Here is a 16,800-nt window from a genome sequence, read left to right as displayed (position 1 = left end):
GCTGTGGCACGGCCGGAGATGGCATCGCCCCCTCTCCCCGCCGGGGAGAGGGCCGGGGTGAGGGGCAGGACGACAAGGGAGCTGCACTGAGATGTCGACGAGCGTCGTTCTGCAGAAAGTGGTGAAGCGCTATGGCGATGTCGAGGTGATCCACGGGGTGGACCTCGATATCGAGCCCGGCGAATTCACCGTGTTCGTCGGGCCCTCGGGCTGCGGCAAGTCCACGCTGCTGCGCATGATCGCCGGGCTCGAGCCGATCTCGGGCGGCGACCTGCTGATCGACGGGCAGCGCATGAACGAGGTGCCGGCGGCGCGGCGCGGCATCGCCATGGTGTTCCAGAGCTATGCGCTCTACCCGCACATGAACGTCTACCAGAACCTCGCCTTCGGGCTGGAAACAGCGCGGGTGCCGAAGGCGGAGATCCAGCAGCGGGTGCAGAAGGCGGCGGAAATCCTGCGTATCGAGCCGCTGCTGAAGCGCAAGCCCAGGCAGCTCTCGGGCGGCCAGCGCCAGCGCGTCGCCATCGGCCGGGCGATCGTGCGCGAGCCGCGCATCTTCCTGTTCGACGAGCCGCTGAGCAACCTCGATGCCGAGTTGCGCGTGCAGATGCGGGTGGAGATCGCCAAACTCCACCAGGACCTCGGCAACACCATGATCTACGTGACCCACGACCAGGTCGAGGCCATGACCATGGCCGACAAGATCGTGGTGCTGCAGGCGGGGATCATCGAGCAGGTCGGCGCGCCGCTCGAGCTCTACAACACCCCGCGCAACAAGTTCGTCGCCGGCTTCATCGGCTCGCCCAAGATGAACTTCCTCGCCGCCACCGTGGAGAGCGCCGATGGCGCGGGGGCCAGGCTCAGGGCCGGGGGCAGCGAGATCGTGGTGAACCGACAGGTCGGTGCCGGCGAGGCCGTGACCTTCGGGGTCAGGCCCGAACATATCGGCATCAGCGAAGGCTCGGGCGTGCCGCTGGCTGAGGTCCGCGTCGACCTCGTCGAACAGCTCGGCGGCCAGACCATGGTCTACGCCACGACTGCCGACGGCCAGCCGCTGACCATCGCGGTCGACGGGCAACGGGCGCTTGAGCCGGGCTCGACGCTGACCGCCTATGTCGACCCGGCGCGCTACCACGTGTTCGCTGGGGACGGGCGAGCGCTGTAGCTAGACCAGCAGCGTCTGGGCGATGGCGCTGCGACGGATGATGGCGCCGGCGGCATCGGCCGGGCGCTCGAAATCGCGCACGAAGATGGCGACCGCATCATGCACGGAGGCCGTTGCCTTGAACGCAGCGTTGGCCGAGAGCGTCGCGATATGCGCGAGCATGATCGCGATGTTGCGGTTGGGATCCTTCAGTTCAGCGGGATCGTGCCCGTGGCCGACGCCGTTCAGATTGAGCTGGAACAGACCGTAGCTCTTTTCCGGCTCGGGCGACTTGGCATCGGCCTTCAGCCCCGATTCCGCGATCGCGTTGGCGATGGCGGCGATCTGCTGGATGGTGCCGTAGCCGGCTTCGGCGAAGCGCAGGGCGACAAGCCTTGCCACATCGCGGCGCATTTCCGGGATCTCAGGGGACTCGAAGTTGATGCCCTTGATGACCGTTCCATCCGGCAGCAACCCGGCGCCTGCCGCCACGATGGGCTGGTCGCCCGCCTTGATGGCGAACTCCCGCACACTGTCGAGCGCCTTGCCGAGCGCAGTGCCGATGGCGGCCAGCACCGCCTCCACGGTGCCGGCACCGAGCAACCCGGCATCGCGGTCGGTGGTATTGGCCACATCGATGCCATCGCCCGCGGCCGCTGCCGCATCGATAGGAATGCTGGCCATGACCGCCTTGGGATCCTGCAGCGCGGCAGCGGCCGCCTTGCTGCCGATCAATTGCGACAGGTAGAGCTCGCTGGCCTGCGGCTGCGTGCCGAGCAGGCCGGCGAGGCGAAGCTGCGCCAGTCGCGTCATGATGGCGAAGACCGCGACTTGGAGACGCCACGAGGTGATCGCGGCAGCAGGCGCGTCGAGCTGGAATTGCGGCTGCCGGCTGTTGAGCGCCCATTCCTTCTCGCTGAACGCGTAGGGGCCGATGGCAGCGCCGCCCTGCCTGTCGGCGATGTCGGTGCGGAGCGCTGCGACCGCCGCCAGGTAGTGGCCGCTGATGCCATAGACCGAGGCCTGGAAATGGCACTCGAGCGCAAACACCTGCTTGTCGAGCGGCCCGAGCGTATCGGACGTCTGGTCGACCGCCTCGACGCTGACCCAGCCTTTCGGCTGGTTGGGATCGTCGACCAGGGTGACCTCGATCCAGATCCCCTTCTGCACGCCCAGTCCGACCCTGGTCCCGGCAGGGACGGTCATGATGCCGTCGCCGTTGGGCTCCTTGCGCAGGGTGCGCGTGCTCTTGAGTACTGCCATGGCGCCCTCCCTAATTGCTCGCGCGACCAACCTCGAAGGCATTGGCCACCTGCCGCTCGGCGCAGGTGCGGCCGGCGGCGCTCTCGACCGCTTCGCTCAGCGCGCTCAGCTGCATGGCGCCGATGCCATTTGTGGCGATGCCTTCATCCGGTTGTCCGCGTCCTGCGAAGAATTCCATCATGGCGGCATGGGTGCCCGAACCCGGCACGCCGTCCTCGGGCGCACAGATGGCGCGCTGGACCTTGCGCCAGTCGGACGGCAGCATGCGCTTCTCGATGAAGTTGAGGCCCGCCGGGCTGGGCGTGTCGTCGCGCACCGGCGGCAAGCGGGTGTTCGCGTTTTCCAGCAGGCCCGTGGACGCCGAGGAGCGAACGTCGATCTCGATATTGGTGCCCGTACTGTCGACGGAACTCCGGGCCTTGGTGTCGCTGATGCGATCGATGAGGAGCCCTTCGATGGTAACGGGCAGGCAGAGGTTGAGATAGCCGCGCACGGCGCTGTAGGCCGACGCCTTGCTGTTGATGGTCGAGCGATGCTCGGAAACCGCGTTCTTGTAGGCGGCCATGGTCTTTTCGACGAACCGGCGGGTGTTGGCCGGCGGCAGCTCATAAAGGAACGTTCCGGCGACCACGTCGGTCATGCTGCCGGCCAGTCCGAAGGCCTGGGCGATGACCGCCATGGTCACCTCGGCGGTGCCGGTGATCTGCATGATCGCGGCGGCGGTCTGGTTGAAGGCGCTGAGTCCGGACTTGACCGCCGAGACACTGCGATTGAAGGCAAACAGGCTGTCGAAATAGACCGTGCACTGGTCATCGACATAGTTGAAGCCGGCGAGCGAAACCTCGTACCAGTCGGACCCGGCATAGCCGAGTTGATCGGCATCGGCCTGCAGCGCCGCCATCAGCTCCCCGTGCGAGCGAACCGTATCCGAGACCGCCTTCGCATCCAGGGTCGGGGAAACCACGCGTGGGGTCAGCGACGAGCAGGCCGCCAGAACGAGCGCCAGCCACGCCGACAGGATACGCCCCAGCAGCTTCGTCGCGGCAGCCCGCCGCGCGATCGATCGTCCAGCCATGATGAAAGCCCCCGATGCCTTCACCCGATGGGTAGCACACAGCCCGGGGCCGCGATGTTCGGAGGACTACGTCAGGGGTTTGCCGGATGCCGGGCGCGCCGCCGCCAGTCCGGGCGTCGGAACGGAGGTGGACACGACGCCACCTCCCCCGCAGCTACATCCCCGCCAGCAGTTCCGCGTTGCCGCCGCTGGCGGTTGTGTCGATGCAGACGTGCCGTTCGCGGATCAGGTGCTCGGCGTCGCTCGGCCGGGTGATCAGCGGGACGATCTGGCCGTCGCGACGGCTCAGCGCCTGGCGCCAGGGCTTGAGGTCGGACTCGGCGCCGAAATGCATGACGGCATCGACGTTGAGGCCGGCCTCGATGGCGGCCGGGGCGAGCTTCTTGTCGAGGCCGCCGATCGGCTCGCCATTGCTGCCCAGTTCCTCGGCGATGCGTGTCGCGCCGGGGGCGCAGACGAGGACGCCGTTGCCCTGCCCGAGCGCCAGCTCGGCCTGCAGCCGCGCGCTGGCGGTGTCCGGCCCGAGGCAGAGCACGACGCCGCGCGGCCAGGTATAGAGCGTATTGCGCTCCCCGGTCGGGCCGGGCAGCACCTCGGCGGCCGGCTCGATGCCGACCCGGTCGACGCCGATCTTCACCTGATCGACGGCGGCGATGGCAAAGCCGATCGACAGGCCCGAGAGCGGATTGACCCCGACCGAAGGCTCGAAGCGCTCGAAGGGACGCCAGAAGCGCTTGAGATAGTTAGGCCCGCCCGCCTTTGGCCCGGTGCCCGACAGGCTCTCGCCACCGAACGGCTGCGAACCAACCACGGCGCCGATCTGGTTGCGGTTGACATAGATGTTGCCGGCGCGAATGCGCTCCGACACGTCCTCGACGCGCCCGTCGATGCGGGTGTGGAGGCCGAAGGTCAGGCCGTAGCTCGAGGCGTTGATGGCGGCGACGACGGCGTCGAGTTCCTCGGCCCGGAAGGTCGCGACATGCAGGACGGGGCCGAAGATCTCCTCCTTCATCTCGGCGATGCCGGCAACCTTGAGCACGACCGGGGCGACGAAGGTCCCCTGCGCCGGGGTCGGGAGCCGGTGCAGCACCGCGTCGCGCTCGGCGAAGCTGTCGATATAGGCCTCGAACTTCGCCTTAGCCCTGGCATCGATGACCGGACCGACATCGACGGACAGGTCCCACGGATCGCCGAGCTTGAGCTCGTCCATGGCGCCGTACAGCATCTCGAGCGTGCGGGTGGCCGCCTCCTCCTGCACATAGAGGATGCGCAGCGCCGAGCAGCGCTGCCCGGCCGACTGGAAGGCGGAGGCGAGGATGTCGCGCACCGCCTGCTCGGGGAGCGCGGTGGAGTCGACGATCATGGCGTTGAGGCCGCCCGTCTCGGCGATCAGCGGCGCGCCGGGGGCGAGGTGGTCGGCCATCTTCTGGTCGATGGCCTTGGCCGTGGCGAGCGAGCCCGTGAAGCAGACCCCGTCGATGCGCGGATCGGAGGTCAGGGCCGTGCCGACGACCGCGCCGCTGCCGGGAACCAGTTGCACGACATCCTCGGGAATGCCGGCCTGGTGCATCAGGCGCAGCGCCAGCGCGGCGATCAGCGGCGTGGCCTCGGCGGGCTTGGCCAGCACGGTGTTGCCGGACACGAGCGCGGCCGCGACCTGGCCGGTGAAGATGGCGAGCGGGAAGTTCCACGGCGAGATGCAGGCGAACACGCCGAGCGGCTGGCGCGGCTCGGAGCGTTCCGCCTCGCCCGCGTAATAGTGCAGGAAATCGACCGCTTCGCGCACTTCGCTGACCGCATCGGCGAGCGTCTTGCCGGCCTCGCGGGCGCAGAGCGCGTAGAACTCGGCGCTGTTGGCCTCGTAGAGGTCGGCGACCTGGCGCAGCAGCAGCGCCCGTTCCCCGACCGGCCGGGCGGCCCAGCCCGGGGCGGCGTCGCGCGCGCTGGAGATGGCGAGCTCGATCGTCTCCGGGCTCGAGCCGATGGCGTCGCCCACCGTCTCGCCCGTCGCTGGGTTGACGAGGGTGAACTGCTCGGCCTCGCTGCCGGCGACGAGCGCACCCGGCACGGCATGCCAGCGCTTCTCGGTGGCGCGGAAACGGGCGCGATCGGCGAGGATATGCTCGACCTCGACCGGGTCGGTAAGGTCGCACCCCTGCGAGTTGGCGCGTCCCGGCCGGAACAGGTCGCGCGGGGCGACGACGCGGCCGGGCGCGGTGGCGATGGCCTCGAACGGGTCGCGCACCACCTCGGCGGCCGGCACGTCGCGATCGGCGATCATGTTGACGAAGCTGCCGTTGGCGCCGTTCTCGAGCAGGCGCCGCACGAGGTAGGCCAGCAGGTCAGAGTGACGGCCGACCGGCGCATAGATGCGGGTGCGCGTCCCGTTCTGGGCGCGCAGGATCTGGTGCAGCCGTTCGCCCATGCCGTGCAGGCGCTGGAACTCGAAGGCATCGTTGCCGACGCCGAGGGACCTGGCGTGATGCAGGACGGCGGTGACCGTGTGCGCATTGTGCGTGGCGAATTGCGGGTAGATGCGGGCGGTCTTGCTCAGCAGGCGCCGGGCGTTGGCAATGTAGCTGATGTCCGTCGCGGCCTTGCGGGTGAAGACCGGGAAGCCCTTGAGGCCGAGCACCTGCGCGCGCTTGATCTCGCTGTCCCAGTAGGCGCCCTTGACGAGGCGCACCATGATGCGGCGATCGAGCTGTTCGGCGAGCGCCGCGAGCCAGTCGATGACATGGCTGGCGCGCTGGCCGTAGGCCTGCACCACGACGCCGAACCCGTCCCAGCCGGCGAGGCGTTCATCCGCCAGCACGGCGGCGATGACATCGAGGCTGAGGTCGAGCCGGTCGGCCTCCTCGGCATCGATGTTGAAGCCCATGTTGGCGCCGCGCGCCATCATGGCGAGCGCCAGCGTGCGCTCGACCAGCTCGTCCATGACGCGCTCGCGCTTCATGAACTCGTAGCGCGGATGCAGGGCCGAGAGCTTGACCGACACGCCCGGATTCTCGCGCACCGAACCGGCAGTGGAGCGGGCGGCGAGCACGGCGATTGCCTCCGAGTAGGCAGCGCGGTAGCGCCGGGCATCGGCCTCGGTGCGGGCCGCTTCGCCGAGCATGTCGTAGGAGTAGGTGAAGCCGTCCTTCTCGGCGCGACGGGCGATCCTGGTCGCTTCCTCGATGTCGCGGCCGAGCACGAACTGGCTGCCCAGGATCTTCATCGCCTGCATCACGGCGGAGCGGATCACCGGCTCGCCGATGCGCTGCACGAAGCTCTGGATCGTGCCGGCGATGCCGTCGCGATCGCGCAGCACCTGACCGGTCAGGGTGAGCGCAAGGGTGGACACGTTGACCAGCGGCGAGTTGGCGCGATCGAGATGCTCGTGCCAGCGTGACGGCGCGATCTTGTCCTCGATCAGGTCGTCGATGGTGGCGGTGTCGGGGACGCGCAGCAGCGCCTCGGCGAGGCACATGAGCGCGATGCCCTCGTCGGTCGAGAGCGAGTACTCGGCCAGGAAGGATTCAAGCATGCCGGCCGACTGGGCGGTGCGCACCTTGTCGACCAGCCTGGCGGCATCGGCGCCGATGGCCGCGCGCTCGGCATCGGAAAGCGCAGCCTCGCTCGCGAGGCGCGCGATGGTCTCAGCCTCGTCGGCAAGGATTGCTGCCCGTATGCGGCCGCGGATATCGTCGATTTCTGCCATGTCTGCCCCCGTGCAAAAGAGTGTGGCACGGCTGCCTGATTTGTGTGGGGAAAATGTGGTGCTCCCCGCGGAAATTTTAGCTTGGCTAAAGTTTTTTGCCGCTCTCGGCGCACCGACCGATTGCGCCCGCTGCACCGGCCAGCCAACCGGTCGCCGACGAATGGCGCGGCCTTCCGGATGGATAATGGCAGCTGGCATCGGTCGTCCGCCGCACTATCCGGCCGCCCGCCGCAAATCTTCCACACCCGGCGGCGGCCGGATGACGAAAATGGTCCGTTTCATTGCGTGGAGACGGATCTATCTGTAGTCTATGCTGCGATAATGACTTTCATGCCTTCGCACCAGTATTGTCCTTCGTTTTGATCAGAAAGCGATGTTCTGCGCTGGCTCGGCCGGTTTGGCCATAACGACGGACAGGGTGTCGATGTTCTATCGAGCGTGTCTTGCATCGTCGGTCGCGATGGCAGTGGTCGGGCTTGCTCTCCCCGGCGGCGCGGCGACCATCAGCTACGATGCCGATCTGCGCGCCATCCTGCTCGATGGCAGCATCGAGCGCGCTGACCTGGCCAAGATCCGCGACGCCTTCGATGCGGCCAAGGGCGCGGTCGACGGGCTCTACCTGCACAGCCCCGGCGGCGACTTCATGACGGCAATCGAGGCCGGCAGGTGGGTCCGCGACCATCACCTCGCCACCTACGCGTCGGGCACGCTCTGCTTTTCGGCCTGCGCGTTCCTGTGGCTGGGCGGCTCGAGGCTCTACGCCAACGGCGTGGTCTCGCTGCACATGCCGTTCTACCGCACCTCGATGGTCACCGTGGCCATTCCCGACGAGGGCGTCGCCGCGGCGGCCTGGTACCTCGCCACGCTGGGTTATGACCGCGCCCTGATGGACGCAATGCTGGTGGTCAGCTCAACCGAGTCCAACGAGATGTTCCCGATCACCGGACCAAACACGGCACTGTTCCACATCCAGTATGCGCCATTGCCCGACGAAGGGCTCTACAAGGAAGCGCTCAAGGGCGCCCGCGTCCACAAGCCGCCCGAGGCAGCGGCGGACGCGCAATAGCCTGCGCAGGCGCTCCGGCTCCGGCAGGGCCCACGCGCCTTCCGGCGCTGCCGTCAGGTGGCGCGACGGATCGTTCCGGTGAGCGGAACGGCCGCAGCGAGCGTGTTGGAGATCGTGCCGTACTTGATGACGTTGCTATGCAACAGTTCGAGCCGGCGCTCCGGCTCATCGGTATCGACGGCCAGCTCGTAGTCGATCGAAACCAGCTTGGGCGGGGCATCCTGTCGAACGGCATGCAGCTTGACGGAGGCCGAGCGGAACTCGAACCTGATCATCGGCGCCGACCGTTCGACCCCCTTGAGCATGCAGGCAGCAAGCGCCGCGAGCAGCAGTTCCACGGGGTTGAACGCGTCCGGGCGCCCGGCCAGGGTCGTATCCAGCACGACGCTGGCACCATGAGAAACGGCGGCGCCGCCTTCCCCGTTCGGACGACTGGCCTCGATCGTGTATTCAAGCATGCCGCACCTCCTTCGCGATGGATGGGTATCCCTATCCCGTGGCGCAGCGGCCTGCCCTGATCCAGCTCAATCGCCCCGCTGGGCATCGGGAGGAACGGTGATCACGGCGCTGGGCTGGAGCCGACGGGCCGCGACCTAGTGACTGCAGTTCTGCGAGTTGCCCGGATTGTGATTGCTGTGGCCGGCGCAGTCGCCACCCTCATCGTCGGTGGGCGGCGGCGTCGTGGTTGGCGGGGTGACGACGGGGCCGCCCGGGGTCTCGTCGCGGTCTGGACGGCAGGAGCAGCGCCCCTCTGCTGCTGCGCCATGCTGAACGGCAGGCCGGTGGCCGAGTGGAGGCAGCGGGAGGCGGCGGGGATACGGAAAGCGGAGTCGAGCGGCTGCTGGCTGGCGCCATAGACGAAACGACCGCGTAGGGCCTTTCAGCGGTCTTTGTGCGCGGCCGCGGGGCCCTGGCGCCTTGGTCAGGTCGCCTTGCCCACCGCGGTCGCGACCATGTCCTCGGCGTTCTCGGGGAGGTCGTCGAAGCTCGAGTAGTTCATGGTGTAGAGGCGCGAGTAGAGGCCCTGCTTTTCCATGAGCTGGTCGTGGTTGCCCGACTCCAGCAGTTCGCCGTTCTGCAGCACGATGATGCGGTCGGCGCCGCGGATGGTGGCGAGGCGGTGGGCGATGACAAGGCCGGTGCGGCCCTCGAGCAGGCGCTTCAGCGCCTTCTGGATCAGCATCTCGGTGTAGCTGTCGATGTTCGCCGTCGCCTCGTCGAGGACGAGGATCTTGGCGTCCGCGACGAGAGCCCGGGCGAAGCTGATGAGCTGGCGCTGGCCCAGCGAAAGGTTGCCGCCGCGCTGCTCGAGCTTGGTGTCGTAGCCATCGGCCAGCGACATGATGAAATCGTGCGCACCCACCGCCCTGGCCGCGTCGATCACCTGCTCGCGGGTGGCGGATTGCTTGTTGTAGCGGATGTTCTCGATCACCGAGCCGGTGAACAGGAACGGCTCCTGCAGCACCATGGCAACCTCCGCGCCCAGGGAATCCTGGGTGACGTCGCGCACGTCGTGGCCGCCCACCGTCACCGATCCGTCCCACACGTCGTAGAAGCGGTGGACCAGCGACATGCAGCTCGACTTGCCCGAGCCGGTGGGGCCGACAATGGCGACGGTCTCGCCCGGGTTGACCCGGAAGCTCACGTTCTTGAGCACCGGCTGGTTCTTGCGATAGCCGAAGGTGACGTTCCTGAACTCGACCGAGCCGTCCATGTCGCGGCTCAGCGCGACCGCGTCCGGCTTGTCCTCGATGCTGACCGGGACATCGAGCACTTCGACGATGCGGGTGCCGGACGACATGGCGCGCTGGAACACCGAGTACTGCATGGTGAGCGAGCGGATCGGGTCGAAGAAGCGCTGGATGTAGAACAGGAACGCCACCATCACCCCGACATCCAGCTGGCGGCCCAGCACCATCTGACCTCCGACGACGATCACCGTGGCCATGGAGATGCCGGTGAGCGTGTCGACGATCGGCACCATTACCTGGGCGAACTTGGCGGCGCGCAGGTGCGCGCGCAGGTTCGCGCGGGCCTTTTCCTCGTAGAGGTCGAAATTGACCTGCTGGCGGTCGAGGCTCTGCACGGTGCGAACGCCGTTGATGCCTTCGGCGAGCGCGCCATTGGCGGACGAATTGGTGTGGTGCGCGGCCATGAAGCTGACCTTGGCCGGCGGCAGCCAGAACAGGCGCACGATGAACAGGATCGGCATGGTCGCCATGGTGATGGCGCCGAGCAGCGGATCGAGCCAGAGCAGGACGCCGACGATGCCGAACAGCAGCACGATGTCGCCGACCGAGAGCACGGAGGTCTCGAGGAATTCCTGCATCGAGTTCACGTCGCCCATCAGGCGCGACATGAGGCGGCCGACCTCGGTCTTGTCCATCCAGCTCAGCGACACGCGCTGCAGGTGGGCGAACATGGCGCGGCGCATGTCGAACAGCACGTTCTCGGCGGCCTTGCCGACCACCGTCTCCTGCACCCAGGAGGCGGCGAAGTTGATGGCGATGAGGCCGGCGAAGCCGGCGATGCACCAGAGCAGCACCGAGCGCCCGCCGCCGCCCTGCGCCATGCCGTTGTCGATGGCGTAGCGGATCACCAGCGGGAAGGCGAGCTGGGTGAGCGTGAAGGCGAGGACGGCGGCCACCGACAGGTAGATCTGGCTGCGGTACGGCTTCACGAAAGCCCAGATGCGGCGCACGATCCTGGGATCGTAGGCCTTGCCGAACACCTCCTCCTCGCGGTCGAGGCTGGAGCCGACCACTGCGCGGGGCGGACGGCGGTTGCGGTCTTCGCTGTCGTCTTCGGTGTTGAGCGTCGCCTCGGTCATTCGGCCGCCTCCAGCTGGTCGTCGCCAGGCTTCACCTGGAGGTCGTAAAGGGCCCGGTAGCGGCCGCCCAGTGCGAGCAGTTCCTCATGCGTGCCGCGTTCGACGACCCTGCCCTCGTCGATGAACAGGATCTGGTCGGCATGCATGAGCGAGCTCAGCCGGTGCGAGATGATGAGGGTGACGCGGTCCCTGGCGAAGCGCTTCATCGCCGTGCGGATGCGCTGCTCGGTGCCGGCGTCGACCGCGGCGGTACTGTCGTCGAACACCATCACGGCGGGGCGGAGCATCAGCGAGCGGGCGATGTTGAGGCGCTGGCGCTGCCCGCCCGAGAGCGACACGCCGCGTTCGCCCACGATGGTCTCATAGCCGGTCGGCAGGCCGATGATGTAGTTGTGCAGTTGCGCGAACTCCGAGGCCCGGGCGATGCGGGCTTCCTTGGCCCACGGATCGCCATAGGCGATGTTGTTCTCGATGTTGGTGGTGAACAGGAAGCTGTCCTGCTGCACCACGGCGACGGCCTGGCGCAGGCTGGCGAGCGTCAGCGCCCGCACGTCCTGCCCGTCGATGGTGACGCGGCCGCCGGTGACATCGTAGAAGCGCGGGATGAGATGCGCGATGGTCGACTTGCCCGACCCCGGACGGCCGACGATGCCGATGGTCTCGCCCTTCCTCGCCTCGAACGAGATGCCCGAGAGCACCGGACGGAACGGCGCCGACGGATAGGCGAAGTCGACATTCTCGAAGCGCAGCGTGCCCTCGCCCAGCTTCAGCGGCTTGGCGCCGGGCTCGTCCTTGATCTCGACATCGAGGTCGAGGAAGGCAAACAGCCGGTTGCCGCAGGTGGAGGCACGGGCGAACGAGTTGACCAGCAACCCGAGCTGGCGCACCGGCATCTGCAGGATCGTCATGAAGGTGAGGAAGGCCGCCAGCGTGCCGACCGTCATCTGCCCGGCCATGACGCGCTCGCCGCCGTACCACAGCACGAGGCCCATCGAGATGAAGAAGCTGACATTCATCAGCGAAGTCGAGTTGACCCGGATGTTGACGCGCTCGTGCGCGAGTTCGAGCGCCGCGTCGGAGGCCTCGTTGTACTTGTGCATCTCGTGCCGGCCGCCCGCGAAGGCGCGGACGACGCGGATGCCGCCCAGGTTCTCTTCCATCACCCGGCTGAGGTTCTGCAGCATTTCCTGGAGCGTCAGCCAGGTCGCGCGCAGCCTGAGCTGGGTGATCGAGGAATTCACGGCGACGAACGGCGCGAAGCTCAGCGCGAGCAGGCCAAGGACCCAGTCGGTCGAGATCAGCATGTAGGCGCCGACGCCGATCAGCGTACCGAGCAGAATGACGCGCAGCAGGCCGGTGGCAAAGAACATGCGCACGCCTTCGAGGTCGAGCATGCCGACCGTGATCAGGTCGCCCGTATGCACCTTGTCATGGTACGAGAAGCTGAGCCGCTGGATCTTCTCGTAGACCGCCAGGCGGAGCTCGTACGCAGTGTGGTGACCCACGGCCTCGCCGAAATAGTTCATCGACATCGTGAACAGGCCGCGCAGGATCGAGACGACCAGCAGGATCATCGCGATCGTCCACAAGGCGTCGGCGGCGCCGACGCCGCCATCCAGCACACCCTCGGCACGGTCCACCGCCTGTCCGAGCAGGACGGGCGTCCACAGCTGCAGGGCCGAGGATATGAAGCACGAGAGGATGGTGATGATCACCATCCACGGATGGCGCCAGGTGAGCACCATGATGCGCCACAGGGTGCTCAGCCCTTTGCCGGCCTGCGCCGCGATGACATGTGACATGGCGTCGCCAGGCGAATAGGCGCTCTGCGGAGCATTCGAGCTCAATTTAGGGACCCAGACATGAAATTCGGTCGGCCCGCCTAGCCTCCTCCGGCGACGGACTCGACCCCAACAAAGAGTAGTAAGACTACTTCAATCGCGCTGTTTTGCGTTCCATTCAAGGCACTTGAGCCTGTCGCAAGACCACCTTTCGTCTAAATGCCACAAGCCTGTTGCATCCTGTTGCAGCGATGCAACCGCCGAGGCGCCGTCGACGTTGCCCAAAGCGTGCCCGAGGTGAGGCAAATGACCAGGGGGAATCCTGCACAAGAGGACGAGGCATTCCGGGAGGCGGTGCGCCGGACGGCGTATTTCCTGTGGGAGCAGGACGGTCGCCCGCATGGCCGCCACGACGAGTACTACCTCAGGGCCCTCGACCAGCATCGCCGCGAACGTCGCTTCGACGAGTGGCTGAAGGACGAGCCGAAGGAGGAGTAGGCCGGCATCGACAGGCGGCGCCGGGCAAAGGCCCCCGAGCGCGCACCACACACACGGGGTCATTCCCGCGAAAGCGGGAACCTCCGTTTGCGATGGCGCCTCCCAAAACAGAGGTCCCCGCTTTCGCGGGGATGACCCGGTGGTGAACTGCAGGGCCGGATGGTGAGACCAGGCGAGGTTGCATCGCCAAGTCCCACCATGCGCGTCCACACCCACCGCAGCACTGCGCCGGCCGCGATGCCGATGCCGCCGCCCAGCAGTTTGACGACCAGATCCCACAACCGGCCGTGCCGGCCGGCCGTCACCAGTTGCAGGGCCTCGAAGGCGATGGCGGCGCCGAGCACCAGCAGCAGCACCAGCCAGATATGCCGTGGATAGGCGAGCGCGAACATCAGCCCGACGGCGGCGAAGGCCGCGAAGCGCTCGTAGTTGGGCGACAGCCCGCTCTCCGGCCTGAACCCGATCGGGGACAGCGTCACGAAGGCGATGGCGGCCAGCAGGAGCCAGGCAAGGATCGGCAGCAGGCGGCGGAGCAATGGCGTTTCCCGGTCAGACGGCGTTGCGCCGGGTCTTGGCCGAGAAAACGGTCAATACGATGATCCAGCAATCGAGGAAGATCGACCAGTTGTCGATGTAGAACAAGTCATGCCGGGTGCGCCCCTCGATCTGCTCGAAGGTCGAGGTCTCGCCGCGATAACCGTTGACCTGCGCCCAGCCGGTGATGCCCGGCTTGATGCGCTGGCGGTGGGCGTAGCTGGCCAGCTGCTCGCCGAGTTCGTCGTCGTGCACGAGGGCATGCGGGCGCGGGCCGACGAGGCTCATCTCGCCGCGCAGCACGTTGATGAGCTGCGGCAGCTCGTCGATCGAGGTGCGGCGGATGAAGGCGCCGATCCGGGTGATACGGCTGTCGCCGGCGCCACGCACCTGCACCATGTCGCGGCCGCTCTCGGTGACGCGCATCGAGCGGAACTTCCAGATGTGGAAGGTCTCGCCATTGAAGCCGCGCCGCTCCTGGCGGAAGATCACCGGGCCGGGGCTGTCGAGCTTGATCAGCAGGGCGACGACGACCAGCAGCGGCGCGACCAGCAGCAGGCCGAGCCCGGCCACGGCGAGGTCGAGCGCCCGCTTCAGCAGCACCGAGCCGTCGCCCATCGGCTTCTTGAGGAAACGCACGGCGTTGTTCGGCCCGATCGGCACGACGTCGAGGAACTTGAAGCTGACATTGTCGGTGGCCGGCACGCAGACCACGTTGATGGCGTAGCGCTTGAGCTCGTTGGCGATGCGCTCGAGCCCGTCGATGTCGCCGATGTCGCCGACGATGACGATGAACTCGGCTCCCCTGGCCACCCATTGCTGGGCGAACTCGACGATGGCCGGGCGATTGACGCGCCCGTCGGCCTCGCGCGCGTCGTCGGTATAGAGCGTGCCAGCGAGGCGGTAGCCCGCCTTCCACAGGTTGCCGTTGAGCAGGAAGCGCACGGTATCCGAGCGGGCGCCGACGACGGCGACCTTCTGGAACTGCAGCCGGCCGGCGCGGATGCGCACGGTGAGCGCGGCATAGCCGGCGCTGCGCGCCAGCAGCAGGGTCGGCAGCCCGATCACATAGGCCGAGATCAGCGACACGCGCGACAGGTCGCCCGCCGTCCCGACGAGGAAGGCGACGAACAGCGCGACGGCGAAGGCCGCTGTCCAGCCCAGCACGCTTTCGGTGAGGATCAGGTGCGGATGCCGCTCGCGCTCGAGGAAGCGCGCCGCCGAGACGGCCGAAGAGCCGCCGTGGATGAGCCCGACGATGCCGGCATAGGCGAGATAGAAGCCGAGCGGCATCTCCGCCAGGTCCATGTGCAGGAACGTGCCGTGGTAGACCAGCGCCGGACCGAGGATCAAAAGCGCCGCCAGCAGTCCCTCGCCGATCCCGAAGGCCCAGCACAGCGCCCTGTTGTTGGCGATGATCCGTCGCGCCTGCCGCCGCTCGGTGCCGGTGTAGATAGCCTCGTCATGCGCCACGGAAGACTGCCTCGAATTGCTGGCAATGCAGGACTTTGCGGGTCCCGCGAAGTGCAACCGGACTAGCACGCCGACCGGGGTCGCCAAAGCCGCTGGTTAAGACGAGGTTAATGTCCGCGGCCTGCCGGCCGGGGTCCGCGCGGCCTGGCCCGGCACCGCCTCGAGATAGGCGACGAGCAGCACCACCAGCACCGTGACGACGCCGGTCTTTTCGCTCAGCGTGTTGTTGGAGAGCGCGGCGAGCAGGAACACCGCAGTACCGATCCAGGCGGTGCGCGGCTGGCGCCGCAGGAGCCGCAGGATGAGCCAGGCGACGAGCAGCGCAAACGGAATGGCAAGCACGAGACCGAGCTGGAAGGTGAGATTGACCGGCGCCGACTCGATGAATGGCAGGTGCAGCTTGTCGTTCACGATTCGGGTGATCTCGGTGATGTCCCGGCCGAACACCACGTCCTGCCAGCCCACGTAGTCGAAGACCTGGTAGATGTTTGTGCGGGCGAGCACGTTCTTGTCGGCCAGCCCCTCGGAGAAGCGGGACAGGAGCCCGCCGGCGGCGAGGACGGCGAACAGCGCCGCGCCGGCGAAGGTGACGAGGATCAGCACCGCGAGCTTGGCCTTGCGCTCGGCCGGGCGGTTGAGCGAGTGCCTCGGCACGATCAGCACCAGCGCCAGCACCTCGAGCGTGGCGACGATCAGGGCGAGGCGCGCGCCGGCCGCGGCGGTGGCGACGAAGAGCAGCAGCATGGCGGCGATCCGGACCCAGGGCTTCCAGGCGGTCAGCGGCACGAAGGCCATGGTGGTGGCGCACAGCAGCCCCAGCGTCAGCGGATGGCCGGCGAGCCCGATCGGGCGGAAGGCGGCCTCGCCCTCGGAATAGGGGAAGAAGCGAATATGGGTCGTCGCCTCGAACAGGCCCATCGCCGCGCTCAAGAGGTTGATGAGGATCACCGCGTCGCCGAGCAGCCGCCGGTAGGACGGGTTCTGGGCCAGCAGGATCAAGCCGGTCGCACCGGCGACGAAATAGGTGTCGACGAGGTTGCCGATCGCCCCGGCCCGTCCGGTGCCGACGAGGAAGACGATCAGCAGGCCGAGCAGCCCGGTGAAGCGCACCAGGTCGCGGAACTTGACGATCTCCTCGCCGCGCAGGAAGACCGGCCGGCTCAGCAGCGCCACCGGCACCAGCAGCACCAGCAGGTAGGTGCCGACGTGGATCTTCTCGTAGAACGCCCCGCCCTGGCTGACATAGTCGTAGACGCGATCAAGCAGCGCCGGCGACACGGTAATGCGAACCGCGAGCGCCAGGAACGTGGCGAGGAACAGGGCGAACGAGACCGCATGCGCCCGCTGCGCGCTGTCGCCCGTCGACCCTGCTGTCATCGCCGAATGGCTCAAGGCTCGCCGTCTCCTCAGGCGCGTGAGTGATCGCCCGGAAG

Annotated in this window: 12 protein-coding genes; 3 read left to right on the top strand and 9 right to left on the bottom strand. The window is 67.5% G+C overall.

The genetic code is table 11. The features are described 5' to 3' along the window. The first annotated feature begins 91 nt into the window (after positions 1 to 91). Positions 92 to 1,165 (top strand): ABC transporter ATP-binding protein, encoded by a 1,074-nt coding sequence (locus tag J0I99_RS07150; RefSeq protein WP_291396857.1) that lies wholly within the window; start codon positions 92 to 94, stop codon positions 1,163 to 1,165. Here the strand turns inward: J0I99_RS07150 and J0I99_RS07145 are convergent, their stop codons facing one another. The 3 genes from J0I99_RS07145 to putA form a co-directional block, all read right to left on the bottom strand. After that, positions 1,166 to 2,407 (bottom strand): phage tail tip lysozyme, encoded by a 1,242-nt coding sequence (locus tag J0I99_RS07145; RefSeq protein ID WP_291396855.1) that lies wholly within the window; start codon positions 2,405 to 2,407, stop codon positions 1,166 to 1,168. It abuts the gene before it with no gap. Between the two features lie 10 nt (positions 2,408 to 2,417). After that, complete coding sequence (locus J0I99_RS07140; protein ID WP_291396853.1) at positions 2,418 to 3,482, bottom strand: hypothetical protein; 1,065 nt, start codon at positions 3,480 to 3,482, stop codon at positions 2,418 to 2,420. 154 nt (positions 3,483 to 3,636) lie between these two features. Beyond that, positions 3,637 to 7,185 carry a bifunctional proline dehydrogenase/L-glutamate gamma-semialdehyde dehydrogenase PutA gene (gene putA / locus J0I99_RS07135; protein ID WP_291396851.1) on the bottom strand — a complete coding sequence of 1,183 codons (3,549 nt, stop codon included), beginning with the start codon at positions 7,183 to 7,185 and terminating at the stop codon, positions 3,637 to 3,639. Between the two features lie 424 nt (positions 7,186 to 7,609). On the opposite strand from putA, the gene J0I99_RS07130 reads away from it, so the two are divergent. Next, complete coding sequence (locus J0I99_RS07130) at positions 7,610 to 8,251, top strand: hypothetical protein (protein WP_291396849.1); 642 nt, start codon at positions 7,610 to 7,612, stop codon at positions 8,249 to 8,251. A 53-nt stretch (positions 8,252 to 8,304) separates the two neighbouring features. Here the strand turns inward: J0I99_RS07130 and J0I99_RS07125 are convergent, their stop codons facing one another. The 3 genes from J0I99_RS07125 to J0I99_RS07115 all read right to left on the bottom strand — a co-directional run bounded on the left by J0I99_RS07125 (position 8,305) and on the right by J0I99_RS07115 (position 12,883). Next, positions 8,305 to 8,709, bottom strand: coding sequence for an OsmC family protein (locus J0I99_RS07125; protein ID WP_291396847.1), 405 nt, complete (start codon positions 8,707 to 8,709; stop codon positions 8,305 to 8,307). A 464-nt stretch (positions 8,710 to 9,173) separates the two neighbouring features. Then, positions 9,174 to 11,081: an ABC transporter ATP-binding protein gene (locus tag J0I99_RS07120; RefSeq protein ID WP_291396845.1), complete on the bottom strand. Its 1,908-nt coding sequence runs from the start codon at positions 11,079 to 11,081 to the stop codon at positions 9,174 to 9,176. Continuing rightward, a complete protein-coding gene (locus J0I99_RS07115; protein WP_291396997.1) occupies positions 11,078 to 12,883 on the bottom strand; it encodes an ABC transporter ATP-binding protein in 1,806 nt (601 codons plus the stop codon). The genes J0I99_RS07120 and J0I99_RS07115 overlap by 4 nt, the downstream gene beginning before the upstream one ends. Positions 12,884 to 13,168: 285 nt before the next feature. On the opposite strand from J0I99_RS07115, the gene J0I99_RS07110 reads away from it, so the two are divergent. After that, complete coding sequence (locus J0I99_RS07110) at positions 13,169 to 13,360, top strand: DUF2934 domain-containing protein (protein WP_291396843.1); 192 nt, start codon at positions 13,169 to 13,171, stop codon at positions 13,358 to 13,360. 59 nt (positions 13,361 to 13,419) lie between these two features. On the opposite strand, the gene J0I99_RS07105 is transcribed toward J0I99_RS07110, so the two are convergent. From J0I99_RS07105 to J0I99_RS07095, 3 genes are all read right to left on the bottom strand, one after another. Further along, positions 13,420 to 13,896 (bottom strand): VanZ family protein, encoded by a 477-nt coding sequence (locus J0I99_RS07105; protein WP_367115359.1) that lies wholly within the window; start codon positions 13,894 to 13,896, stop codon positions 13,420 to 13,422. Positions 13,897 to 13,909: 13 nt separating this feature from the next. After that, positions 13,910 to 15,367, bottom strand: a complete 1,458-nt coding sequence (locus tag J0I99_RS07100; protein ID WP_291396841.1) for an exopolysaccharide biosynthesis polyprenyl glycosylphosphotransferase — start codon at positions 15,365 to 15,367, stop codon at positions 13,910 to 13,912. Between the two features lie 96 nt (positions 15,368 to 15,463). Continuing rightward, positions 15,464 to 16,759 carry a VpsF family polysaccharide biosynthesis protein gene (locus J0I99_RS07095; RefSeq protein ID WP_291396839.1) on the bottom strand — a complete coding sequence of 432 codons (1,296 nt, stop codon included), beginning with the start codon at positions 16,757 to 16,759 and terminating at the stop codon, positions 15,464 to 15,466. Between the last annotated feature and the right edge of the window lie 41 nt (positions 16,760 to 16,800).

Source organism: Devosia sp. (genome assembly GCF_017307495.1).
In the GTDB taxonomy this organism is placed as follows: Bacteria; Pseudomonadota; Alphaproteobacteria; order Rhizobiales; family Devosiaceae; genus Devosia_A.
Note: the sequence above shows the minus strand (reverse complement) of the source record. Positions and strands in the feature narration are given on the sequence as shown.

Excerpts from the sequence above, each read along its gene's own strand:
- J0I99_RS07150 (WP_291396857.1), top strand. The coding sequence starts at position 92 with ATGTCGACGAGCGTCGTTCTGCAGAAAGTGGTGAAGCGCTATGGCGAT.
- J0I99_RS07145 (WP_291396855.1), bottom strand. The coding sequence starts at position 2,407 with ATGGCAGTACTCAAGAGCACGCGCACCCTGCGCAAGGAGCCCAACGGC.
- J0I99_RS07140 (WP_291396853.1), bottom strand. The coding sequence starts at position 3,482 with ATGGCTGGACGATCGATCGCGCGGCGGGCTGCCGCGACGAAGCTGCTG.
- putA (WP_291396851.1), bottom strand. The coding sequence starts at position 7,185 with ATGGCAGAAATCGACGATATCCGCGGCCGCATACGGGCAGCAATCCTT.
- J0I99_RS07130 (WP_291396849.1), top strand. The coding sequence starts at position 7,610 with ATGTTCTATCGAGCGTGTCTTGCATCGTCGGTCGCGATGGCAGTGGTC.
- J0I99_RS07125 (WP_291396847.1), bottom strand. The coding sequence starts at position 8,709 with ATGCTTGAATACACGATCGAGGCCAGTCGTCCGAACGGGGAAGGCGGC.
- J0I99_RS07120 (WP_291396845.1), bottom strand. The coding sequence starts at position 11,081 with ATGACCGAGGCGACGCTCAACACCGAAGACGACAGCGAAGACCGCAAC.
- J0I99_RS07115 (WP_291396997.1), bottom strand. The coding sequence starts at position 12,883 with ATGTCACATGTCATCGCGGCGCAGGCCGGCAAAGGGCTGAGCACCCTG.
- J0I99_RS07110 (WP_291396843.1), top strand. The coding sequence starts at position 13,169 with ATGACCAGGGGGAATCCTGCACAAGAGGACGAGGCATTCCGGGAGGCG.